This window comes from Streptomyces composti (assembly GCF_012034205.1).
GTDB classification, from domain to species: Bacteria; Actinomycetota; Actinomycetes; order Streptomycetales; family Streptomycetaceae; genus Streptomyces; species Streptomyces composti.
Map to the genome: position 1 here is coordinate 70,509 of NZ_JAATEM010000009.1, position 20,007 is coordinate 90,515.

Below are 20,007 nucleotides of genomic sequence, written 5' to 3' on the forward strand. Positions count from 1 at the left end.
GTCAAGGCCGTTTTGGTCACGTCCGGTGCCTGCGCACCCCGGGGGAGACCGCCAGCCGTCCGGCCGCCCAGAACACCGCGATGGTGGCGAGCGCGAGGAGGGCGACGAGCGTGGCGCCGCCCACCACCTTCTCGTAGTCCCGCTGGTAGAGGCCGTCGACGATGTAGCGGCCCAGGCCTCCGAGGGAGACGTAGGCGGCGATGGTGGCCGTGGAGACGATCTGGATGGCCGCCGAGCGCAGCCCGCTGAGGATCAGCGGCAGTGCGACCGGGAGTTCGACCTGGAAGAGGATGCGTGACTCGTGCATCCCCATCCCGCGGGCGGCGTCCACCGGTGCGGGGTCGACGGAGCGCACCGCCTCGTAGGTGGTGACGAGGATCGGCGGGACGGCGAGCACCACCAGCGGGATCATCACCGGCAGCAGTCCGAAGCCCAGGGTGACCACGATCAGCACCAGCAGGCCGAAGCTGGGCAGGGCGCGGGCGGCGGTGGCGATGAAGGCGATGGCGTTGCCGCCGCGGCCGGTGTGCCCGGTGAGCAGGCCCGCGGGCAGGCCGATGGCGGCGGCCAGGGCGAGAGCGAGCAGGGTGTACTGGACGTGTTCCAGGAGGCGCTGCGGGATGCCGTCGTAGCCGTGCCAGTGGGCGCTGTCGCTGAAGAACGCGTCGACGAAGGTGAGGACGTTCACCGGGCCGCCACCTCCGCCTCGGGCCGTTGCGAGGCCGCGGCGGCTGCCCGGGGGCCGCCGCCCGAGCCGCGGGGCATCCACGGGGTGAGCACCCGCCGCAGCAGCACCAGCAGGGCGTCGCACAGGATGGCCAGGGCCGCCGTGGTCAGCACGGAGTTGACGGCGAGTTCGGGACGGTCGTACTTCTGCGCGGCGGCCAGCAGATTGCCCAGCGCGCCCTGGTTGCCGATCAGGGCGCCCACGCTGACCAGGGAGATGCTGGACGCGGTGGCGACCCTCAGGCCGGCGATGACGGCGGGCGCGGCGATCGGCAGCTGCACCTGGAGGTAGCGGCGTACGGGGCCGAAGCCCATGGCGGTCGCGGCGGCGAGCGTCTCCTGCGGCACCGAGCGCACCGCGTCGACGATCGCCGGGACCAGCACCACCAGGCTGTAGACGGCCAGCGGGATCATCACGGTGAGTTCGGTCTGGCCGGTGTAGTCGATGAGGACGACGAAGAAGGCCAGGGAGGGGATGGCGTAGAGGACGGTGGTCACGCCGAGCACCGGTGCGTACAGCCAGCGCAGGCGGACGCACAGCTGGGCGAGCGGCAGGGCGAGCAGCAGTCCGGCGGCCACCGGCAGCAGGGCCTCGCGCACATGCAGTCCGATCAGGCCGGGCCAGCTGTGCTGGAGGTCGCTGGGGATGTCGAAGAAGCCGTTCACGGGGCGACCTCGGCCTTGTCCGCCCGGTCGGCTGCGTCCGCGTCCCGGGGCTCGCCGGTCTCCCCGGCCTGCCGGGCGGCCTCCGCACGGCTCTGGGTGTGGGCGGTGCGGATCGCCTCGGCGATGGTCGCCTGCGAGACCACGCCGGTCACCCGGCCGGTGCCGTCCACGGCGACGGCCCACCCGGTGGGCGAGAGCACGGCGCAGTCCAGGGCGGCGCGCAGCGAGTCGGTGCCGGGCACGAAGGGGCGGCCGTGCGGCAGCAGCCGCTCGGTGTCGACGGGCCCCGCGGCCGCCTCGCGACGCTCGGCCCAGCCGAGGGGGCGGCCGTCGGCGTCGGTCACCAGCAGGTGCGGGGTGCCGGAGGCCGCGATGCGCCCGGCGTCCGCGTCCGCCGTGATGACCGGGTCGACGGTCAGCTCCAGGGCCGCGGAGGAGAAGAAGGAGAGCCGGCGGATGCCCCGGTCGGCGCCGAGGAAGTCCTCCACGAAGCCGTCGGCGGGGGCGGAGAGCAGCTCGGCGGGCGGGGCGTACTGGGCGAGCCGGCCGCCCTCGCGCAGCACGGCGACCGTGGTGCCCAGCTTGATCGCCTCGTCGATGTCATGGGTGACGAAGACGATCGTCTTGCCCAGCTCGTCCTGGAGCCGGAGCAGTTCGTCCTGGAGGCCCTTGCGCACCACGGGGTCGACGGCGGAGAACGGCTCGTCCATCAGCAGCACCGGCGGGTCGGCGGCGAGCGCCCGCGCCACCCCGACGCGCTGCTGCTGACCGCCGGAGAGCTGGTACGGGTAGCGCTTGGCCAGCGCGCTGTCCAGCCCCACCCGCTCCATCAGCTCGGCCGCCCGTGCGCGGGACTTCTGCTTGCCCCAGCCCAGCATGCGGGGCACGGTGGCGATGTTGTCGACGATGGTGCGGTGCTGGAACAGCCCGGCGTTCTGGATGACGTAGCCCATGGACCGGCGCAGCGCGGTGACCGGCCGGCGCTGGATGTCCTGGCCGTCGAGGAGAATGGTGCCCTCGGTGGGTTCCACCATCCGGTTGATCATGCGCAGGGTGGTGGTCTTGCCGCAGCCGGAGGGCCCGACGAGGACGGTGATCGAGCGGTCCGGGATCTCGAGCGACAGCCGGTCGACCGCCACCGTGCCGTCCGGGTACCGCTTTGTGACTGAATCGATCCGTATCAAGACGCCGAATGCCCTTCGGGTGGCGGAAAACTGGCCGGGTCACGCTCGCTGTGCCGGTCGAGTCTAGACGCCGCCTGAGACGACGCCCCGGGATCCGGACGGCGAGGTCGCACGTCCGGGCCCCGCGACCCGGACTTCGCCACCGTGCCTTCACCAAGTCCTCTCACGGACCGCGAAGTCTCCTCACGGACTCTTACGGGGCGGTGACGTGCCGGGCGTGGCCCCGTCGCCGGGCGGGTGCGCGGACCTAGCGTAGGCGCATGCGCGTACTGGTCACCGGCGGTGCCGGCTTCATCGGATCCCATGTGGTCGAGGCGCTGCGGGCGCACGGCCACGAAGCGACCGTGTTCGACGTCCGCTCCGACCCGGCCGACGACGTGCGCGACCCGGACGCGGTGCGGCGCTCGCTGTCCGGCGTGGACGCCGTGTGCCACCAGGCCGCCAAGGTGGGGCTCGGCACCGGCTTCGGGGACGCGCCGGACTACGTCTCGCGCAACGACCTGGGCACGGCGGTGCTGCTCGCGGCCATGGCGGAGGCGGGCGTGCGCCGGCTGGTGCTGGCGGGTTCGATGGTGGTGTACGGCGAGGGCCGCTACGACTGTCCCCGGCACGGCGTCGTACGGCCCGGCCCGCGCTCGGTCGCCGACCTGGACGCCGGCCGCTTCGAACCCCGCTGCCCGCACTGCGGCACCGCACTCGAACCCGGGCTGACCGCGGAGGACGCCCGACTCGACCCGCGCAATGTGTACGCCACCACCAAACTGACGCAGGAGCACCTGGCCGCCGCCTGGGCCCGCAGCACCGGTGCCACCGCGGTGTCCCTGCGCTACCACAACGTGTACGGCCCCCGGATGCCGCGCGACACCCCCTACGCGGGTGTGGCGTCCCTCTTCCGCTCGGCTCTGGCCCGCGGCGAGGCACCGCGGGTCTTCGAGGACGGCCGCCAGCGCCGCGACTTCGTCCACGTACGGGACGTCGCCCGGGCCAATGTCGCCGCGCTGGAGGCCGCGCCGCCGCCCGGCACCCTCACCGCGTACAACACCGGCAGCGGCACCCCGCGCACGGTCGCGGAGATGGCCCGTGCCCTCGCCACCGCCTGCGGCGGCCCCGACCCGGTGGTCACCGGCGAGTACCGCCTCGGCGACGTGCGACACATCACCGCCGACTCCACCCGCCTGCGCGGCGAGCTGGGCTGGAAACCGGAAGTGGACTTCGAGGAGGGGATGCGGGAGTTCGCGGCGGCGGGGCCGCGCGGCGAGTCGCTCTGAGGTCCAGCACGGGCGGGAGGTCCGTCACGCCTCCGCCGCCGGGAGGCGGACCTCGAAGCGGCAGCCGCCGGTGACGTTGCGGACGGTGGCGGTGCCGCGGTGGGCCTCGACGATGCCGCGGACGATGGCGAGGCCCAGTCCGGCGCCGGCCGGCGGGGTGCGGGCGTGGGTGCCGCGCCAGCCGGTGTCGAAGACGCGGGGCAGGTCCTCCTCGGGGATGCCGCCGCAGCCGTCGGTGACGGCCAGGACCACGCCGGAGTCCGAGCGTTCGGCGGTGACGGCGACCGTGCCGTCGGCGGGCGTGCGCCGGATGGCGTTGACCAGGAGGTTGCCCAGGACGCGGCTCATCTCGCGGCCGTCCACCTCCACCGGCACCGGTTCCACCCGGTCGCCGACCAGCCGTACGCCGTGCTCGCGGGCGAGCGGGTCGGCGCCGGCGAGGGCGTCGCCGACCAGGTCGTAGAGGGACATGCGGGAGAGCGAGAGCGTGAGCGTGCCGGCGTGGATGCGGGAGAGTTCGAAGAGGTCGCCGACCATGTCGTTGAGGCGTTCCACCTCGGTGCGGATCTGCTTGAGGTAGCGGTCGGGGTCGGCGGCGACGCCGTCCTCCAGCGCCTCGGCCATGGCCCGCAGCCCGGCGAGCGGCGTGCGCAGGTCGTGGGAGATCCAGGCGACCAGTTCGCGGCGTGAGGTCTCCAGGGCGCGTTCCCGGTCGCGCGACTCGGCGAGCTTGCGGCTGGTGGACTCCAGCTCCCGGCTGAGGGCGGCGAGTTCCGCGGTCGCTGGGCCGTCCGGTGCCGAGAAGTCGCCGCCGTCGCCGAAGGAGCGGGCCGCAAGGGCCAGGTCCCGGCTGCGGGCGACGACCCAGCGTCCCAGCAGCAGGGCGGTCGCCAGGGACACCACGGCGGCCATGGCCACGACCGTGGTGACCACGGTGAGGTCGTGCGGGGAGAGGAACATCGCCTGGGCGACGGCCAGGGTGCCGGCGAGCATCGCGGTCACCGCGACGGCGGCGACCACCGTGAGGTGCGCGGTCAGCGACCTGCGGCGGATGAGCAGCAGGACACAGGCGCCGAGCAGTCCGGCCGCGGCGGCGCCGGCGAAGGCGAACAGGGCGATGAGGAGCGTGTCGCGCACGGCCGGTCAGCCTTCCCCCGCGTCGGATGCCCGCGCGTCGGCTGTCCGCGCGTCGGGCGGCGTCGCGTCCGGTGTGCCGGTGCCGTGGGTGTCCGCGGTGTCGAAGCGGTACCCGACGCCCCAGACCGTCTGGATCAGCCGGGGCCGGGCCGGGTCGTCCTCGATCTTGCCGCGCAGCCGCCGGACATGGACGGTGACGGTGGACAGGTCGCCGAAGTCCCAGCCCCAGACCTGGTGCATCAGCTCCTCGCGGGTGAACGCCCGCCCGGGATGCCTCAGGAAGAAGGCGAGGAGGTCGAACTCCCGGATGGTGAGGGCGAGTTCGGTGCCGTTCTTGTGGGCGCGGCGGGCGACCGGGTCGACCGCGAGGCCGGCCGCGCGCAGCACGGCGGCCGACGGCGGCGCCGGGCGGGCGCGGCGCAGCACGGACTCCACCCGGAGCACCAGCTCGCGCGGGCTGAACGGTTTGGTGACGTAGTCGTCGGCGCCGACCTCGAGGCCGAGGATGCGGTCGTCCTCGTCGCCGCGCGCGGTCAGCATGATCACCGGCACCGGCCCCCGGCCGCGGATCCGGCGGCACACCTCGAGGCCGTCCATGCCGGGCAGCATCAGATCGAGCACGACGAGGTCGGGCCGGTGCGCGGCGGCGCGGGCCAGGGCGTCCGGGCCGTCGCCCGCATGATCGACGTCGTAGCCGGCACGGTCCAGGTAGCCCGAGACGATTTCCGCGACGGTGGGGTCGTCGTCGACGATCAGGACCCGCGCCCTGGCCTGCCCGGGGTCTTGTTGCTGCTCCATGCGGCCAGCCTCGCACCGCGCGCGCGAAAGCGCCGCCGCCGGGCGCCGACGTCCGCGTTCCGTAAGGAGCCGAAGTCCGGTTTGTCCGCTTCGTCTTCGTAGAGTGGGTGCCGTGATCAACTCCTTGAGCGGGCCCGAGACGCCCGGTCCGAAGCCTCGCAGGGCGCCCGGCGGCGGCGCGAGCGGCGCGGATCCGGCGGATGCCGTGGATGTGGTGCTCCCCTGTCTCGACGAGGCGGAGGCGCTGCCGTGGGTGCTTCGGCGCGTTCCGCCCGGCTGGCGCGCGATCGTCGTGGACAACGGCTCCCGCGACGGCTCGGACCGCATCGCCCGCTCGCTCGGCGCCACCGTGGTCCGCGAGGAACGGCGCGGATTCGGCGCCGCCTGCCACGCCGGGCTCACCGCCGCGACCGCCGGGATCGTCTGCTTCTGCGACTGCGACGCCTCGCTCGACCCGGCCGATCTGGTGCCGTTCGTGGCGGAGGTCCGCTCCGGGGAGGCCGACCTGGTGCTGGGCCGGCGCCGGCCGCGGGCGCGCCGCGCCTGGCCGCTGCACGCCCGCGTGGGCAACCTCGCCCTCACCCGGCTGCTGCGCCGCCGCACCGGGCTGCGGCTGCACGACCTCGGCCCGCTGCGGGCGGCCCGGCGCGAGGCGCTGCTCGGCCTGGAGCTGACCGACCGGCGCAGCGGCTATCCGCTGCAGATGGTGGTGCGCGCCGCCGACGCGGGCTGGCGGGTCGCCGAGCACGACGTGCCGTACCGGCCCCGCACCGGCACGTCCAAGGTGACCGGCACCTGGCGCGGCACCTGGCAGGCGGTACGGGACATGAGCCGCGTGCTGCGCGAGCCGCCGCGCGAGCACGCGGGAGAGGACGCGCGAGAGGACGTGAGCCGGTGACGAGCGGAACGACGTGCGAGCCCGCGGCGAGCGAGGTGACGCTGGTGGTCGTCGCCAAGGAGCCGCGGCCGGGCCGGGTGAAGACCAGGCTGACCCCGCCCTTCACCCCCGAGGAGGCGTCGGCCCTGGCCCGGGCGGCGCTCGCCGACACCCTGGACGCGGTGGCCCGCACCCCGGCCCGCCGCCGGCTGCTGGTGCTGGACGGGGCGCCCGGCCCGTGGCTGCCGGCCGGCTTCGAGGTCGCACCGCAGTGCGCGGGCGGACTCGACGAACGGCTGGCCGGCGCGTTCGCGCGGTGCGACGGGCCGGCCCTGCTGATCGGGATGGACACCCCGCAGGTCACCCCCGGGCTGCTCACCGTCGACTTCGCCGGCTGCGACGCCTGGTTCGGGCCCGCCGAGGACGGCGGCTTCTGGGCGCTGGGCCTGGCCGAGCCCGACCCGGCCCTGCTGCGCGGCGTCCCGATGTCCACCCCGCACACCGGCGCCGCCCAGCGCCGCCGCCTCGCCCATCTGCGGGTACGGGACCTGCCGGTGCTCCGGGACGTGGACACCGCCCAGGACGCGGTGGTGGTCGCCGAGGCGGCGCCCGGCAGCCGCTTCGCCGCCCGTCTGGCCGACCTGACGGCGATCCGCCGGTGAGGGCCATACGCGTCGGCGCGCGGCGCGGCCCCGCGCCGGGAGGCGCGGAGGCGGTGCGGACGGCGGGGTCGCTGGGGGCGGCGGTGCGGGCCTGGTCGGCCGACCCCTACGCCGAGGCCCTGCGCACGGGGCGGGGGCCGCTGTTCCTGCGGCGGACGGACGGCTGGCTGCTGCCGCTGGAGGTCGAGCGGTGGTGCGCGGAGGCCGACGACGCCGACCTGGAGGTGCTGCGGCGCTGCGAGGGCGCCGTGCTCGATGTCGGGTGCGGCCCCGGGCGGCTGCTGACGGCACTGGCCGCCCGGGACCGGCCGGCTCTGGGCATCGACGTCAGCGAGGCCGCGGTCGCCCGTGCCGTGCGGCGCGGCGGACGGGCCCTGCGCGGCTCGGTGTTCGATCCGCTGCCCGGCACCGGCCGCTGGGGCACCGCCCTGCTCCTGGACGGGAACATCGGCATCGGCGGCGACCCGTCCGCCCTGCTCGCCCGGCTGGCCCGGCTGCTCGCGCCCGGCGGGCTGCTGCTCGCCGAGACGGCTCCGCTCCCGGACGTCGACGAGCGGGTCACCGTCCAGGTCACCGGCGCCCGCGGCACTCCCGGCAGCCCGTTTCCCTGGGCCCGTCTCGGCACCGCCGCACTGCTGAGGTACGCGGGCGAGGCGGGCTGGCGCACCGAGGCCGACTGGAGTCTCGGCGGGCGCAGCTTCGTGGCCCTGCGCACCGGCCCCGAGACCACACGGCGCTGACCGGCTCGGCGCACACACCGCCCGCCCGCTCCGCGCGCCCCCTTCCGCGCACTCCCCGTGCTCCTCGCACTGCTCGTACTCACCGCCGGGGCAGCGCCTCACCGGGGCAAGGCCGGCCACGGCCCGGATCCGAGCGGCCGCCCTCCCGCAACCGGATGGTCGTGCCATGCGTCCGAGCAGAGAGCCCTTGATCCCCGCGAGGAAGGTGACACCGTGGTCCCCCACGCCCTGAACGCCGTTGAACAGGCCGAGATATGCGCCGAGCTCGGCGGTGTGCTCGGCGGCAGTCTCCCCGACGGCTGGGCGACGGCGACCCTCCGGTGGGCCGAGCTGGCCGTCGGCGGTTCGATGGCGTCCCTGTCCGTCACGGCCGCGGACGGCAGCAGCCTCGTCGCCGCGGGCGTCCCGCGGGGCATCACCGAGCTGTGCCGGCGGCTGCGCCAGGGCATGTACTCCGAGGGCAGAGGCACCTGGTTCACGCTGGTCTACACGCTGACCCCGGAGAAGTACACGGTCCGCTACGACTACGACAACGAGCCGGACACGCGCTCCTTCACGCCCGAGAGCTACGCCCGGGACCTGGCCTGCTTCCCCCGCACCGAGGAGAACATCCCCGACTGGCTGCGCGAGAAGCTCGACGGGCTTCCCAACGTCTACGGGGCCGTCCATCCGGAGGCCGATGCGCGCGACGGCGTCCTGCGACCCACGCCGGCGGAGTTCGCCGCCGCGCTGTCCGGGGCGGGCTGGGAGACCGGCCCGTCCGAGCAGTTCTCCGGTGAGCTGGCCTTCTCCACCGGCTGGGCCCGGCTCGGCACGCTCTCCGGGCGCGGCCTCATCCGCTTCTCGGGACAGGTCGAGCCGGAGCGGTGGGAGGAGCTCCACTCGCTGCTCACCGGCTTCGGCTGGAACGCCGGCATGTCGTGCTACGAGCCCCGGGGCGGCGGCCTGGTGCGCGAGTTCCCGCCGCCCCGGGAGACCGGGCGGTGAACGGCACGGCGCCGCCCCGTCAGCCCGGATCCGGCGGCCGGCGCCGACCCCTGCGCACCCGTACCGCGTACAGCAGCGCGGAGCCGCCGAAGAGGGCGGCCGTGAGGAGGAGCCAGCGGGCCGCGTATCCGTCGGCGGACAGCGCGGTGACCCGGACGTAGCGCTCCGACACCCTGCCGGTGATCAGCGGGAACCAGACGAGGAGCAGCAGCCCGGAGAGCACGGCCGGCACCCGCACATGGTTCACCCACCTCCGGCGCGGCCCCGCGGTCGCCAGCAGCGCCCGGTCGGCCGCCAGGTACAGGGGGGCCAGCACCAGGTCGTGCAGCACGGCCGCCCCGGCGAACCACAGCACGACGAGCAGCCAGTCGCCCTCCAGCAGCCGAACCCCCGCGTACCCGCACAGGGCGAACGAGCAGAGCAGCACCAGCAGAGGGAAAGGGCTGCCGAGCACCGGGCGGGGGAGGCGTGGGACGCGAGGAGGACGAGGAAACCGGGGGGAGCGGCGGGGCCGCCGGGTGCGTGCCACTGTCCTCACAGCCTTCCGAAGGTCAGGCGGGCCACCCACTTGGTGTTGAGTACTCCGGGGGCCGCGGGGACGATGATCCGCGCCGGATGGCCGTGATCGGGGCTGAGGTCCTCGCCGTTCACGGCGAGGGCGAGCAGGGAGCGCGGGTCGGCGACCTGGTTGGCGCGCAGCGCCGCCTTGCGGAAGGCGCCCCGGCGCTGCAGCGACTCCACGAGCACATCGGTCGGCTCCTCCTCGCCGACCAGTGCCGCGAGGTCGCGCAGCCGCACGCCCCGCCACCACTGGTCGCTGGTCGACCAGCCCTCCACGCAGGCGATGGGCAGCGCCGCGCTGTGCTGGGGCAGGTCCAGCAGCTCGGCGCGGCTGAGCCGGACGGTGCCGGAGCGCCCGGTGACGGCCAGCCGCCAGGCCTCGGCGGTGGTCTCGGCGGGACGGATCCCCGCGTAGGCGGCCGTCTTGTTGATCTGGAACCCGTTGGGTCCGGTGCCGGGTTCGGGTCCGCCGTGCGGGGTGAGCACGGCGGTCTGCCTCAGCGGCCCGTCGAAGCTGCGCCCTGCGGAGGTGGCGAACAGCAGCAGCGAGGCGCCGCCCACGAGACCGAACGCTCCCCGCCGGGTGAGGGTCGGCGCGCCGGGGTCCGGGACGACCAGGTCGCCGGGCTCCTCCGGCTCGCGCCGGCGCATGGCGCGCAGATTGCGCAGCGCCACCGGCATCTTCAGCACCACATGGGCGAGGAAGGCGCCGAAGAAGACCCAGGCGCCGTAGAAGTGCAGCGGGTAGAAGGAGCCGGGGAAGACGTAGTCGAGCTGGACGTTGAGGATGCCGGTGGCGAACTGGAACAGCGCGCCGCCGACCAGGAGCAGCAGCGACAGGCGTTCCAGGGCGTGGCTGAGCGAGCGGACCGGGGGCACGGTGAACAGCCGGGGCAGCACCGACCACAGCTTGGCCAGCAGCACCGGGACCAGGGTCAGCCCGAGGGTGACGTGGACGCCCTGGGTGAGCCGGTACAGCCAGGGCGGGTCGGTGGGCCAGGAGAAGAGGTAGAAGCCGAGGATCCCCTTGCCCGGGGTCTTGTCGTTCACCCGTGCCAGGTCCGGGTTGTACGAGGCGTAGGACACCAGGCCCGTGACGAACAGGACCGTGACCCCGGCGAGCAGCACCGTGCCGAGGACGGCGGTGAACCGGGGGCCACGCAGCGGGCTGCGCCAGCGCGGGGCGGTGAGGAGGGACCGAGCCATGTACCGACCGTAGGTCCGCACTCCCCCGTCGGAAGGGTCATGACCGGTGACGAAACGCTGACGTCCACGCTCGGCGGCCCGGTCCCGGCGTCCGCCCGGCCTAGCGTGACGGCGTGCACCGTGATCTCCGCCGTGACCCCGCTCCGCTCCGCACGAAGGACTCCGCTCGCCCCCGTGGCCCGGCGTCCGGTCTCCGCCGCGACCTGTACGCCGTCGCCGCGGCCGCGCTGCTCGTCCTCGCCGCGGCGCTGATCGGCTGGTCGATCCAGCGCCGGTACGGCTCCCTGCGGGTGAACTGGCCGCCGCTGCTGGCCCACTGGGAGCCGCACACCGGCCCCGGCACACCGGCGGCGGTGCTGGTCGCGGCGGCCGTGGTGCTGCACGGTCCGGCGCTCGCCCGGCGGCTGGCCTGGCGCCCCCTGCTGGCCGCGGTGTGGGCGGCCGCCCTGGCGTGGACCTGGTCGCTCGCGCTGATCGACGGCTGGCACCGGGGCGTCGCCGAACAGCTGACCACCCGTCATGAGTATCTGCGGGCCATCGACCGCTTCGGCGACATCCCGGCCACCCTGCGGGACTTCACCGCGCACATCCTGATCGACGCGCCGGACAACTGGCCCGCGCATGTCGCCGGTCACCCGCCGGGCGCCACCGTCACCTTCGTGCTGCTGGACCGGGTGGGGCTCGGCGGCGGGGGCTGGGCGGGAGCCTTCTGCATCACCGTGGGCACCACCGCCGCCGTGGCGATCCTGTGCGCCGTGCGCGCGCTGGCCGGCGAGTCCTGGGCCCGGCGGGCCGCCCCGTTCCTGGTCCTGACCCCGGCCGCGGTGTGGGTGGGCACCTCCGCCGACGGGTACTTCACGGCGGTCACCGCCTGGGCGGTGGCACTGCTCGCCCTCGCCGTGACCGGGCATCGTCCGCGCTGGACGGGTCTGGCGTCGGGACTGCTGTTCGGGCTGACCGTGTATCTGTCCTACGGGCTGACACTGTTCGCCGTGCCCGGCGCGGCGGTGCTGCTGCTGGGCCGGGACCGGCTGCGTCCGCTGCCGTATGCGGCGGCGGGTTTCCTGGTGGTCCCCGCGCTGTTCACGGCGCTGGGCTTCGACTGGTGGGAGGCGTACCGGCTGCTGGTCACCCGCTACTACCAGGGCGCCGGCGGGGTCAGGCCGTACGGCTACTGGGTGTGGGCGAACTTCGCCTGCACGGTGCTGATCATCGGCCCGGCTTCCGTGGCGGCGCTGCGCCGGTGCGGCGGTGTGCTCCTCGCGCGCCGGGGGCGGCTCACCGGCCCGGCCACGGCGCGGCTGGCGCTGCTGGTGCTCTCCGCCCTGCTCGCGCTGCTGATCGCGGATCTGTCCGGCATGAGCAAGGCGGAGACCGAACGCATCTGGCTGCCGTTCGCGTTCTGGCTGCTGCCCGCCTGCGCCCTGCTGCCCGGCCCCCGGGTGTGGCTGGCCGGGCAGGCGCTGCTCGCGCTGCTGCTCAACCATCTGCTGGTGACGGGGTGGTGAGGCAGCGGGTGCCCGGCGTCGGAGTCCTCCGGCGGGCCGTGGCCGCCACCTGCGGGCGAGCCGCACCGCCCCCGCCCGGCCGGCCCTGCGCAAAGACGCGCAGGCCACGGGGCGGGGGCAGCCTGCCGGGATGTCTCAGCCGGCGGCCGGGCTGTCTCAGTCCTCGGCGGGCTGCAGCCGCAGCGAGATGCTGTTGATGCAGTACCGCTGGTCGGTGGGGGTCGGGTATCCCTCACCCTCGAAGACATGGCCCAGGTGCGAGCCGCAGCGGGCGCAGCGCACCTCCGTGCGCACCATGCCGTGCGAGCGGTCCTCCACCAGCTCCACCGCGTCGGAGTCCTTCGGGTCGTAGAAGGACGGCCATCCGCAGTGCGACTCGAACTTGGTCTCGGAGGTGAACAGCTCGGCACCGCAGGCGCGGCAGGAGTAGACGCCCTTGGTCTTGGTGTCGGTGTACTCCCCCGTGAAGGCGGGCTCGGTGGCCGCCTCGCGCAGTACGGCGTACTCGGCGGGGGTCAGCTCCGCGCGCCACTGCTCGTCCGGCTTCTCCACCTCGTACGGCATGAGCCTCAACCCCTACTCGACTGCTTCGGCTGCTTCGACAGACGGTCCAGGATCCGCGGGCCGAGGTCGGTGACATCGCCCGCGCCCATGGTGAGAACGAGATCACCGGGTCCGGTCATTCCCGCGACCACCGACGGCACCTCGGCCTTGTCGAGGACGGGCGTGACGTCGGCACCGGCGGCACGGGCCGCGTCGATGATCAGCTCGCTGGTGACGCCGGGGATCGGGTCCTCGCGGGCCGGGTAGATGTCGAGGACCACGGCGGCGTCGGCGAGGGCCAGGGCCTGGCCCATCTCGGTGCCGAGCTCCCGGGTGCGGGAGAACAGGTGCGGCTGGAAGACCACGAGGATGCGGGAGTCGCCGGCGGCGGCGCGCATGGCCTCCAGGTCGGCGGTCATCTCGGTCGGGTGGTGGGCGTAGGAGTCGACGACCTGCACGCCCGCGGCCTCGCCCTTGAGCTGCAGGCGCCGCTTCACGCCGGTGTAGGCGGCGAGCGCGGGCGCCAGCTCGGCGGCGGGGATGCCGAGCGCCACGCCGGCGGCGAGGGCGGCGACGGCGTTGTGCGCGTAGTGGCGTCCGGGCACCGAGACGGTGAAGGTGAGCGGAGCCCCGTCCAGCTCGACGGTGACCTCGCTCTTCAGCCCCTGCGGGACGACGGAGAGCACCCGCACGTCGGCGTCGGCGGACTCGCCGTAGGTCACCGTCCGCACCGAGCCGTCCAGGCGCCGGGTCAGCTCGCGCGCGCCCGCGTGGTCGGCCGAGATCACCAGGGTGCCGCCGGGCACGATCCGGCCGACGAAGGTCTCGAAGGACTCGTGGATCTCCTCCATCGAGGCGTAGTTGGCGTGGTGGTCCAGCTCCACGTTGAGGATGATCGCGACCTCGGGCGCGTACTTGTGGAAGCTGCGGTCGGACTCGTCGGCCTCGGCGACGAAGATGTCGCCCTCGCCGTGCAGGGCGTTGGAGCCGGGGGCGTCCAGGTCGCCGCCGATGGCGTAGGAGGGGTTCAGGCCCAGCTCGGTGAGGGAGACCGCCAGCATGGAGGTGGTGGTGGTCTTGCCATGGGTGCCGGCCACGGCGATCGGGCGCAGCCCCTCCATCAGCGCGGCGAGGGCGTCGGAGCGGTGCACCACCGGGATGCCCAGCTCGGCGGCGCGCAGCAGCTCGGGGTTGTCCTCGCGGATCGCCGAGGAGACCACCACGCAGCTGGCGTCGTCCGCGAGGTGCTCGGCGGCGTGGCCGATGTGCACGGTGGCGCCGAGGGCGCGCAGCGCCTCGGCGGTGGCGGAGTCCTTGGCGTCGCTGCCGGCCACCTTGGCGCCGCGCTGGGCGAGGATCTTGGCGATGCCCGACATTCCGGCGCCGCCGATGCCGATGAAGTGCGGTCGGTCCAGGGCGGTGGGAAGGCCGGGTGCCATGCGTGTTCTCCCAGTGGTGCGACGGGCGGGACGACGGTGTGCGCGCCCCTGGCGGCGGGGCGCGGCCCCAGCCTATGCCTTGCTGTGGGAGAAGAGTTTCAGCACCGGTACCCCCACCTTGTGCCGGGCCCGGGAGGCCCAGTCGCGGTGGAAGAACTCCTCCACGTAGTGGGGGTCGGTCAGCACGATGACCTCGTCCGCGTCCACCTCCTCGACCAGGGCCTTCAGCGCGTCCAGCGGATGGTCCTCGACCAGGCGCCCCTCGGCCTCGTCCCCGCTGGCCCGCAGCGCCTGCAGGGACACCTCGAGGGCCCGCTGCCCGACGCTCCTGGCGTCCTCGCCCTCGGGCGTCTCGCCCTCGCGCACCGCCTCGTCCAGCTCGCCGAGGGCCACGTCGTCGATGGCCCGCAGCAGCCGGTCCGCCTGCTTGCCGCGCGGCTGGAGCAGCACGTGGAAGGAGACCGGCTCGTCACCGTGGAGGGTGGTGACGAACTCCACGTCCGCGGACGTCAGGGCCTTCTCGATCATCAATACGCTTGTGAACACCAGGGCGCCCCTTCTCCTTCGCGGGCCGAGGACGGCCCTGCGGAAACCATCCTTCCCCGCATGCGCACGGGTACGGCCGGATTCAGTGTGCCCGCCCCACCGCTAACCGGAACGAAAGATTCCACCGATTACCGGACCAGCGGTAACCATCGAACCCGTTTCCGGACGCGGCGGGGAGGTACGGGCCTGTGCGGGACATGACGAAACCGTCGCCCGGGGACTCGGGGGAGATCCGAGGACTCAGGGGCGGCAGCGGGGCGAGCATCGATCAGCCGCGGCTGTACCGCGTGAACAGGAAACCGTCCTGCTCCAGGACCGACGTCAGGGTGAAGCGCCGGGGCACCGGGACGGAGGGGCCGCCGGCGATGCGCTGGGCGGTGCCCGCGCTGAGCATCGGGGACACGGTCAGGCAGAGCTCGTCCAGCACGCCGGCGGCCACGAACTGGCCCAGCAGTTTCGGGCCGCCCTCGGTGAGCAGGCGGGTGCAGCCGAGACCGGCCAGCTCGCGCACGGCGCGCGCGGGATCGACTCCCCCGCCCTCGCCCGCGGTGACCACCCGCGCGCCCGCCTTCTCGGCGGCGGCCACCCGCTCGGGCGGGGCGCCGGCGCCGGTGAGGACCAGCGTGGGCACCAGCGGGGAGGTGAACAGGGGCAGGGTGAAGTCCAGGTCGAGGCTCGCGCTCACCACCGCGATCGCCGGGGCCGGCGGCTGCCCGGCCGCCTCGCGCGCCGCCGCGAACCCGGCGCGGGCCCGCGCCGGGCGGTACCCCTCCTGGCGCACCGTCTGCGCGCCCACCACCACGACGTCCGCCAGCGCCCGCAGCGTGCCGAAGATCCGCATGTCGGCGGCGCAGGAGATCGGCTGTGACCGCCCCTCGTGCTGTGCGGCCCCGTCCAGCGTGGAGACCATGTTCGCCCGCAGCCACGGCTCGCGCCCGTCCGCCGCCGCCGCGGGGTAGGCGTAGGCGGCGGCCAGCTCGGCGAGGCTCCACTCGCGGTCCTCGGCCGGAGCTGCTGTTTCGTCGGTCACAGGGAAGAGGCGTCGCATGCCGAGCAGTGTTCCATGCCCCGTAGCATGGGGAACCGTGTCGTCCTCCTCCCCGTCTCCCGCCTCCTCCGCCTCCGGCCCCATAGCGGACGCGGCCCCGCTGTCGCTGTGCGCGCGCGAGCCGCACGTCCCCGCCGACCGGCTCGTCGCCGAGATGGTGCCCCCGCCGCGGTTCGACGCGGTGCGCTTCGGCACCTACATCCCGGACCCGGACCAGCCGAGCCAGGCCGAGGCGGTCCGGGTCCTCGAGGGCTTCGCGGCGGGACTCGGCGCGCCGGCGGGCGGCGGCTCCGGCAGGCGCAGGCTCTTCGGCTTCGGCAGGACGGCGAGGAGGGCCGCGCCCTCGGGCCCCCGCGGCGTCTACCTCGACGGGGGCTACGGCGTCGGCAAGACCCACCTGCTCGCCTCCCTGTGGCACGCCACCGAGGCCGAGCCGGGCCGCAAGGCCTTCGGCACCTTCGTGGAGCTGACCAACCTGGTGGGCGCCCTCGGCTTCCAGCAGACCGTGCAGACCCTCTCCGGTCACCGGCTGCTGTGCATCGACGAGTTCGAGCTGGACGACCCCGGTGACACCGTGCTGGTGTCCACCCTGCTCGGCAAGCTCGTGGACCACGGCGTGGCGCTGGCGGCCACCTCCAACACCCTGCCGGGCAAGCTCGGCGAGGGCCGCTTCGCCGCCGCCGACTTCCTGCGCGAGATCCAGGGCCTGTCGGCCCACTTCCGCACGCTGCGCATCGACGGCGAGGACTACCGCCACCGCGGGCTGCCCGAGGCGCCGCCGCCCTATTCCGACGACGTGGTGGCCAAGGTCGCGCACGCCACCGAGGGCGCCACCCTGGACGCGTTCCCGGACCTGCTGGACCACCTGGCGAAGGTGCACCCCAGCCGCTACGGGGCGCTCACCGACGGCATCCGCGCGGTGTGCCTGACCGGGGTGCGCCCGGTGCCCGACCAGTCGACGGCGCTGCGGCTCGTGGTGCTGGCCGACCGGCTCTACGACCGGGAGGTCCCGGTGCTCGCCTCGGGCCTGCCGTTCGATCAGCTGTTCAGCGAGGAGATGCTGAAGGGCGGCTACCGCAAGAAGTACTTCCGGGCGATCTCGCGGCTCACCGCGCTGGCCCGCGACGCCGGCCGCCTCGCCGGGGGCGAGTGACCCCGGACCCCCGCCGGACGCGGCGCGTGCGGCCCCCGGTCCGGGGCGCAGGAGGCATGGCCCCGGACCGGGGGCCGGGCATATGGTTGCAGGAGCGGAGGAACATGTATCCGCAGGGCAATCACCCAGAACGCACCGAGCAAGACCTCTGGAACGGGAGGTCGCCATGCTGGAGGAGCTGCTCACGGCGGCCGTGGCGACCGGAGCCGCGGGAATCGCCTACCTCGCCGCGGCGGCGCGGGTCGTCAAGCAGTACGAGCGCGGCGTGGTCTTCCGGCTCGGCCGGCTGCACGGACCGGCCCGCAAGCCGGGACTGCAGCTGATCGTTCCGTTCATCGACCGGCTGCACAAGGTCAATCTCCAGATCGTCACCATGCCCGTGCCGGCCCAGGAGGGCATCACGCGCGACAACGTGACGGTGCGGGTCGACGCGGTGGTGTACTTCAAGGTCGTCGACGCGACGGCGGCGCTGGTCAATGTCGAGGACTACCGCTTCGCGGTCTCCCAGATGGCGCAGACCTCGCTGCGGTCCATCATCGGCAAGAGCGACCTGGACGATCTGCTGTCCGACCGGGAGAAGCTCAATCAGGGCCTGGAGCTGATGATCGACAGCCCGGCCGTGGGCTGGGGCGTGCAGATCGACCGGGTCGAGATCAAGGACGTCTCCCTGCCCGACACCATGAAGCGCTCGATGGCCCGCCAGGCGGAGGCGGACCGGGAGCGCCGCGCGCGGGTCATCAACGCCGACGCCGAACTGCAGGCGTCGAAGAAGCTGGCGGAGGCCGCGCAGCGGATGGCCGACACGCCCTCGGCGCTGCAACTGCGGCTGCTGCAGACGGTGGTGGCGGTCGCGGCGGAGAAGAACTCCACGCTGGTGCTGCCCTTCCCGGTGGAGCTGCTGCGCTTCCTGGAGCGCGCCGCCCAGCCGGCGGCGGTGCAGACCGCCCAGGCCGCCCCGCGGCAGCAGGACGGCCCCGCGCTGGAGGAACGCCGGCAGGAAGGCGGCGCGGCGGAGGCCCGGCACCAGGAGCACGCGGAACGCGAGGAGCGCGAGGAGACGGAACCCGCGGCGGAGGCCGGGGCGCTCCTGGCGGAGGGCCGCGGGGAGGAGCGACCGGAACCGGCGCGCCCCGAGGACGAAGGACGTTTCGTCCTGCCGCGGGAGCGGCCCGCGGAGCCCCGGCGGCAGCCGGACACCGCCGCCACGCCTCCGCGGGCGCACGAGTCGGCCGAGGCCGCCCTGCGCGCCGCCGACCGGCGGGCCGTCGAGGCCCTCGACACCGCCGGACGGCACACCGTGGAGGACCTGCTGGGCCCCGAGGAGCACCCCGCGACGGGCGCCCGCGAAAGGGGCGGACGGCGCACCTCGCCGTGACACGTGCTACGCGCGTGGTTCACGCGGCTGACGACAGGTGATAGACACGGCTGGGTCACGGTTCCTGTCCGCCAGCAGGAAGGTTTCCCCCATGTCCGAAACCGCGTCCACAGGCTCCCCCACGGAAGAACCGGCACCGGCCCCCGGCGGCGCGACGCGCCGTCAGATGCTCGCGCGCACCGGCGCGCTGGGAGTCGGCATCGCTTTCAGCGGTGCGCTTTCCGAGTTGTTCACCGGCACCGCGGCCGCCCAGGAACTCGGGCACGGCGCCGGCTACGGCCCGCTCGTCCCCGACCCCGACGGACTGCTCGACCTGCCGAGGGGCTTCCGCTACACGGTGCTCTCCCGGGAGGGCGACGACCTGCGGTCCGGCGAGGGCCCGGTGCCCTCCAACCACGACGGCATGGCCGCCTTCCGGGGCCGCCGCGGCAGCACCCATCTGGTCCGCAACCACGAGAACCGCCACGACGGCAGGGTCCCGGTCCCGGTGGTCGACGGCCTGACCTACGACCCGGAGGGCAAGGGCGGCTGCACCGCGCTGACACTGGACGCCCGCGGCCGGGTGCAGTCCGAGCGGGTCGCCATCGCCGGCACCGCGGTCAACTGCGCGGGCGGTCCGACCCCTTGGGGCACCTGGCTGACCTGCGAGGAGACCGAGGACAAGGCGGGCACCAACGGCTACACCAAGGACCACGGCTTCATCTTCGAGGTCGACGGTGCCGACCCGCGCCGCACCGGCGCCGTCCCGCTCACCGCGATGGGCCGCTTCCAGCACGAGGCGATCGCGGTGGACCCCCGGCGGGGTGTGGTCTACGAGACCGAGGACGCCTTCGAGCGGCCGTTCGGCCTGTTCTACCGCTTCCTGCCGGAGAAGCCGCTGGGCGGCACCGGTTCGCTGCGCGCGGGCGGCCGGCTGCAGGCGATGCGGGTGCCCGGGGTGCCGGACCTGTCCTCGATCCAGGAGACGGGCGCCACCTTCGACCACATCGAGTGGGTGGACGTGCCGGACCCGCTCGCGGTCGAGACCCCCATCCGCTTCCAGGACTTCGGCCCGAAGGGCATCACCCACGCGCAGAAGCTCGAGGGCTGCTACTGGGGCGGGCGCTCGGTGTACTTCGTGTCGTCCTTCGCCCGCGCCGCCGAGGGCTCGGCGGCCGACCACTACGGGCAGATCTGGCGCTACGACCCCGACCGGCGCCGGCTCACCCTGGTGATCGTCTTCGGCCCGGACACGGATGTGCAGCTGCCCGGCGAGTCGCCGGACAACATCTGCCTCGCCCCCAGCGGCGGCCTGATGGTGTGTGAGGACGGCGACGGCGCCCAGCACGTCTTCGGCGTCACCCGGCGCGGCAAGGTCTACGCCCTGGCCCGCAACCGACAGAACACCGGCTCCGCCGAGGAGCCCGAGTGGGGCGAGTTCGCCGGCGTCACGTTCTCCCCCGACGGGCGGACGATGTACGTCAACGTCTACACGCCCGGCACGACGTTCGCGATCACCGGCCCCTGGCGCGGATGACGGCCGCGGGGCGGCGGGCCTCCCGCCGCCCCGCCCCGTACGGGGAACCGTCGCCGCCCGTACGCGA

Annotated in this window: 19 protein-coding genes and 1 pseudogene; 9 read left to right on the plus strand and 11 right to left on the minus strand. The window is 74.3% G+C overall.

Going from position 1 to position 20,007, the window contains the following annotated elements:
- Positions 1–16: 16 nt before the first annotated feature.
- Genes HCJ93_RS09345 through HCJ93_RS09355 form a run of 3 tightly spaced genes read right to left on the minus strand, consistent with a single transcriptional unit; the run spans position 17 to position 2,576 of the window.
- A complete protein-coding gene (locus tag HCJ93_RS09345) occupies positions 17–688 on the minus strand; it encodes an ABC transporter permease (RefSeq protein ID WP_167992944.1) in 672 nt (223 codons plus the stop codon).
- Complete coding sequence (locus tag HCJ93_RS09350; RefSeq protein ID WP_167992945.1) at positions 685–1,392, minus strand: ABC transporter permease; 708 nt, start codon at positions 1,390–1,392, stop codon at positions 685–687. The genes HCJ93_RS09345 and HCJ93_RS09350 overlap by 4 nt, the downstream gene beginning before the upstream one ends.
- Positions 1,389–2,576: an ABC transporter ATP-binding protein gene (locus tag HCJ93_RS09355; protein WP_167992954.1), complete on the minus strand. Its 1,188-nt coding sequence runs from the start codon at positions 2,574–2,576 to the stop codon at positions 1,389–1,391. The genes HCJ93_RS09350 and HCJ93_RS09355 overlap by 4 nt, the downstream gene beginning before the upstream one ends.
- A 260-nt stretch (positions 2,577–2,836) precedes the next feature.
- Between HCJ93_RS09355 and HCJ93_RS09360 the strand changes: the two genes are divergently transcribed.
- Positions 2,837–3,844: an NAD-dependent epimerase/dehydratase family protein gene (locus HCJ93_RS09360; protein ID WP_167992955.1), complete on the plus strand. Its 1,008-nt coding sequence runs from the start codon at positions 2,837–2,839 to the stop codon at positions 3,842–3,844.
- A 24-nt stretch (positions 3,845–3,868) separates the two neighbouring features.
- Here HCJ93_RS09360 and HCJ93_RS09365 read toward each other — a convergent pair whose 3' ends face one another.
- Positions 3,869–4,981 carry a sensor histidine kinase gene (locus HCJ93_RS09365; RefSeq protein ID WP_167992957.1) on the minus strand — a complete coding sequence of 371 codons (1,113 nt, stop codon included), beginning with the start codon at positions 4,979–4,981 and terminating at the stop codon, positions 3,869–3,871.
- Between the two features lie 6 nt (positions 4,982–4,987).
- A complete protein-coding gene (locus HCJ93_RS09370) occupies positions 4,988–5,779 on the minus strand; it encodes a response regulator transcription factor (RefSeq protein ID WP_167992959.1) in 792 nt (263 codons plus the stop codon).
- Positions 5,780–5,984: 205 nt separating this feature from the next.
- Here HCJ93_RS09370 and HCJ93_RS09375 point away from each other — a divergent pair, with 205 nt between their 5' ends.
- The 4 genes from HCJ93_RS09375 (at position 5,985) to HCJ93_RS09385 (ending at position 9,045) form a co-directional block, all read left to right on the plus strand.
- Positions 5,985–6,677 carry a glycosyltransferase family 2 protein gene (locus HCJ93_RS09375; protein ID WP_167993126.1) on the plus strand — a complete coding sequence of 231 codons (693 nt, stop codon included), beginning with the start codon at positions 5,985–5,987 and terminating at the stop codon, positions 6,675–6,677.
- Positions 6,674–7,318, plus strand: coding sequence for a TIGR04282 family arsenosugar biosynthesis glycosyltransferase (locus HCJ93_RS29365; RefSeq protein ID WP_309141354.1), 645 nt, complete (start codon positions 6,674–6,676; stop codon positions 7,316–7,318). The genes HCJ93_RS09375 and HCJ93_RS29365 overlap by 4 nt, the downstream gene beginning before the upstream one ends.
- Positions 7,319–7,371: 53 nt before the next feature.
- Positions 7,372–8,058 carry a class I SAM-dependent methyltransferase gene (locus HCJ93_RS09380; RefSeq protein ID WP_309141360.1) on the plus strand — a complete coding sequence of 229 codons (687 nt, stop codon included), beginning with the start codon at positions 7,372–7,374 and terminating at the stop codon, positions 8,056–8,058.
- Between the two features lie 213 nt (positions 8,059–8,271).
- On the plus strand, positions 8,272–9,045 hold the full coding sequence (locus HCJ93_RS09385) for a hypothetical protein (protein ID WP_167992960.1): 774 nt from the start codon (positions 8,272–8,274) through the stop codon (positions 9,043–9,045).
- Between the two features lie 19 nt (positions 9,046–9,064).
- Here the strand turns inward: HCJ93_RS09385 and HCJ93_RS09390 are convergent, their stop codons facing one another.
- Both HCJ93_RS09390 and HCJ93_RS09395 read right to left on the minus strand, forming a co-directional pair.
- A complete protein-coding gene (locus HCJ93_RS09390; protein ID WP_167992962.1) occupies positions 9,065–9,499 on the minus strand; it encodes a hypothetical protein in 435 nt (144 codons plus the stop codon).
- An 80-nt stretch (positions 9,500–9,579) separates the two neighbouring features.
- Positions 9,580–10,812: a molybdopterin-dependent oxidoreductase gene (locus HCJ93_RS09395; RefSeq protein ID WP_167992964.1), complete on the minus strand. Its 1,233-nt coding sequence runs from the start codon at positions 10,810–10,812 to the stop codon at positions 9,580–9,582.
- 113 nt (positions 10,813–10,925) lie between these two features.
- Between HCJ93_RS09395 and HCJ93_RS09400 the strand changes: the two genes are divergently transcribed.
- Complete coding sequence (locus HCJ93_RS09400) at positions 10,926–12,320, plus strand: hypothetical protein (RefSeq protein WP_373563569.1); 1,395 nt, start codon at positions 10,926–10,928, stop codon at positions 12,318–12,320.
- Positions 12,321–12,476: 156 nt separating this feature from the next.
- Here the strand turns inward: HCJ93_RS09400 and msrB are convergent, their stop codons facing one another.
- The 4 genes from msrB to HCJ93_RS09420 form a co-directional block, all read right to left on the minus strand.
- Positions 12,477–12,884 (minus strand): peptide-methionine (R)-S-oxide reductase MsrB, encoded by a 408-nt coding sequence (gene msrB, locus HCJ93_RS09405; RefSeq protein ID WP_167992965.1) that lies wholly within the window; start codon positions 12,882–12,884, stop codon positions 12,477–12,479.
- A 5-nt stretch (positions 12,885–12,889) separates the two neighbouring features.
- Entirely contained in the window at positions 12,890–14,302 is a 1,413-nt protein-coding gene (gene murC / locus HCJ93_RS09410; protein WP_167992967.1) for a UDP-N-acetylmuramate--L-alanine ligase, read from the minus strand.
- 72 nt (positions 14,303–14,374) lie between these two features.
- A complete protein-coding gene (locus tag HCJ93_RS09415; RefSeq protein WP_309141355.1) occupies positions 14,375–14,848 on the minus strand; it encodes a putative universal stress family protein in 474 nt (157 codons plus the stop codon).
- A gap of 268 nt (positions 14,849–15,116) precedes the next feature.
- Complete coding sequence (locus tag HCJ93_RS09420) at positions 15,117–15,896, minus strand: pyrimidine reductase family protein (RefSeq protein ID WP_167992969.1); 780 nt, start codon at positions 15,894–15,896, stop codon at positions 15,117–15,119.
- Between HCJ93_RS09420 and zapE the strand changes: the two genes are divergently transcribed.
- From zapE to HCJ93_RS09435, 3 genes and pseudogenes are all read left to right on the plus strand, one after another.
- Positions 15,895–17,049, plus strand: coding sequence for a cell division protein ZapE (gene zapE / locus HCJ93_RS09425; RefSeq protein ID WP_206317156.1), 1,155 nt, complete (start codon positions 15,895–15,897; stop codon positions 17,047–17,049). The two genes, HCJ93_RS09420 and zapE, sit on opposite strands and share 2 nt — an antisense overlap.
- 166 nt (positions 17,050–17,215) lie before the next feature.
- Positions 17,216–17,974: pseudogene (locus tag HCJ93_RS30130) on the plus strand (slipin family protein); the annotation flags it as partial.
- A 541-nt stretch (positions 17,975–18,515) separates the two neighbouring features.
- Positions 18,516–19,940 carry a PhoX family protein gene (locus tag HCJ93_RS09435; RefSeq protein ID WP_167992978.1) on the plus strand — a complete coding sequence of 475 codons (1,425 nt, stop codon included), beginning with the start codon at positions 18,516–18,518 and terminating at the stop codon, positions 19,938–19,940.
- Positions 19,941–20,007 lie beyond the last annotated feature (67 nt).

Bases quoted from the DNA above. Each gene is read 5' to 3' on its own strand.
- HCJ93_RS09420 (WP_167992969.1), bottom strand. From the start codon at position 15,896: ATGCGACGCCTCTTCCCTGTGACCGACGAAACAGCAGCTCCGGCCGAG.
- HCJ93_RS09360 (WP_167992955.1), top strand. From the start codon at position 2,837: ATGCGCGTACTGGTCACCGGCGGTGCCGGCTTCATCGGATCCCATGTG.
- murC (WP_167992967.1), bottom strand. From the start codon at position 14,302: ATGGCACCCGGCCTTCCCACCGCCCTGGACCGACCGCACTTCATCGGC.
- zapE (WP_206317156.1), top strand. From the start codon at position 15,895: ATGCCGAGCAGTGTTCCATGCCCCGTAGCATGGGGAACCGTGTCGTCC.
- msrB (WP_167992965.1), bottom strand. From the start codon at position 12,884: ATGCCGTACGAGGTGGAGAAGCCGGACGAGCAGTGGCGCGCGGAGCTG.
- HCJ93_RS09435 (WP_167992978.1), top strand. From the start codon at position 18,516: ATGTCCGAAACCGCGTCCACAGGCTCCCCCACGGAAGAACCGGCACCG.
- HCJ93_RS09370 (WP_167992959.1), bottom strand. From the start codon at position 5,779: ATGGAGCAGCAACAAGACCCCGGGCAGGCCAGGGCGCGGGTCCTGATC.
- HCJ93_RS09395 (WP_167992964.1), bottom strand. From the start codon at position 10,812: ATGGCTCGGTCCCTCCTCACCGCCCCGCGCTGGCGCAGCCCGCTGCGT.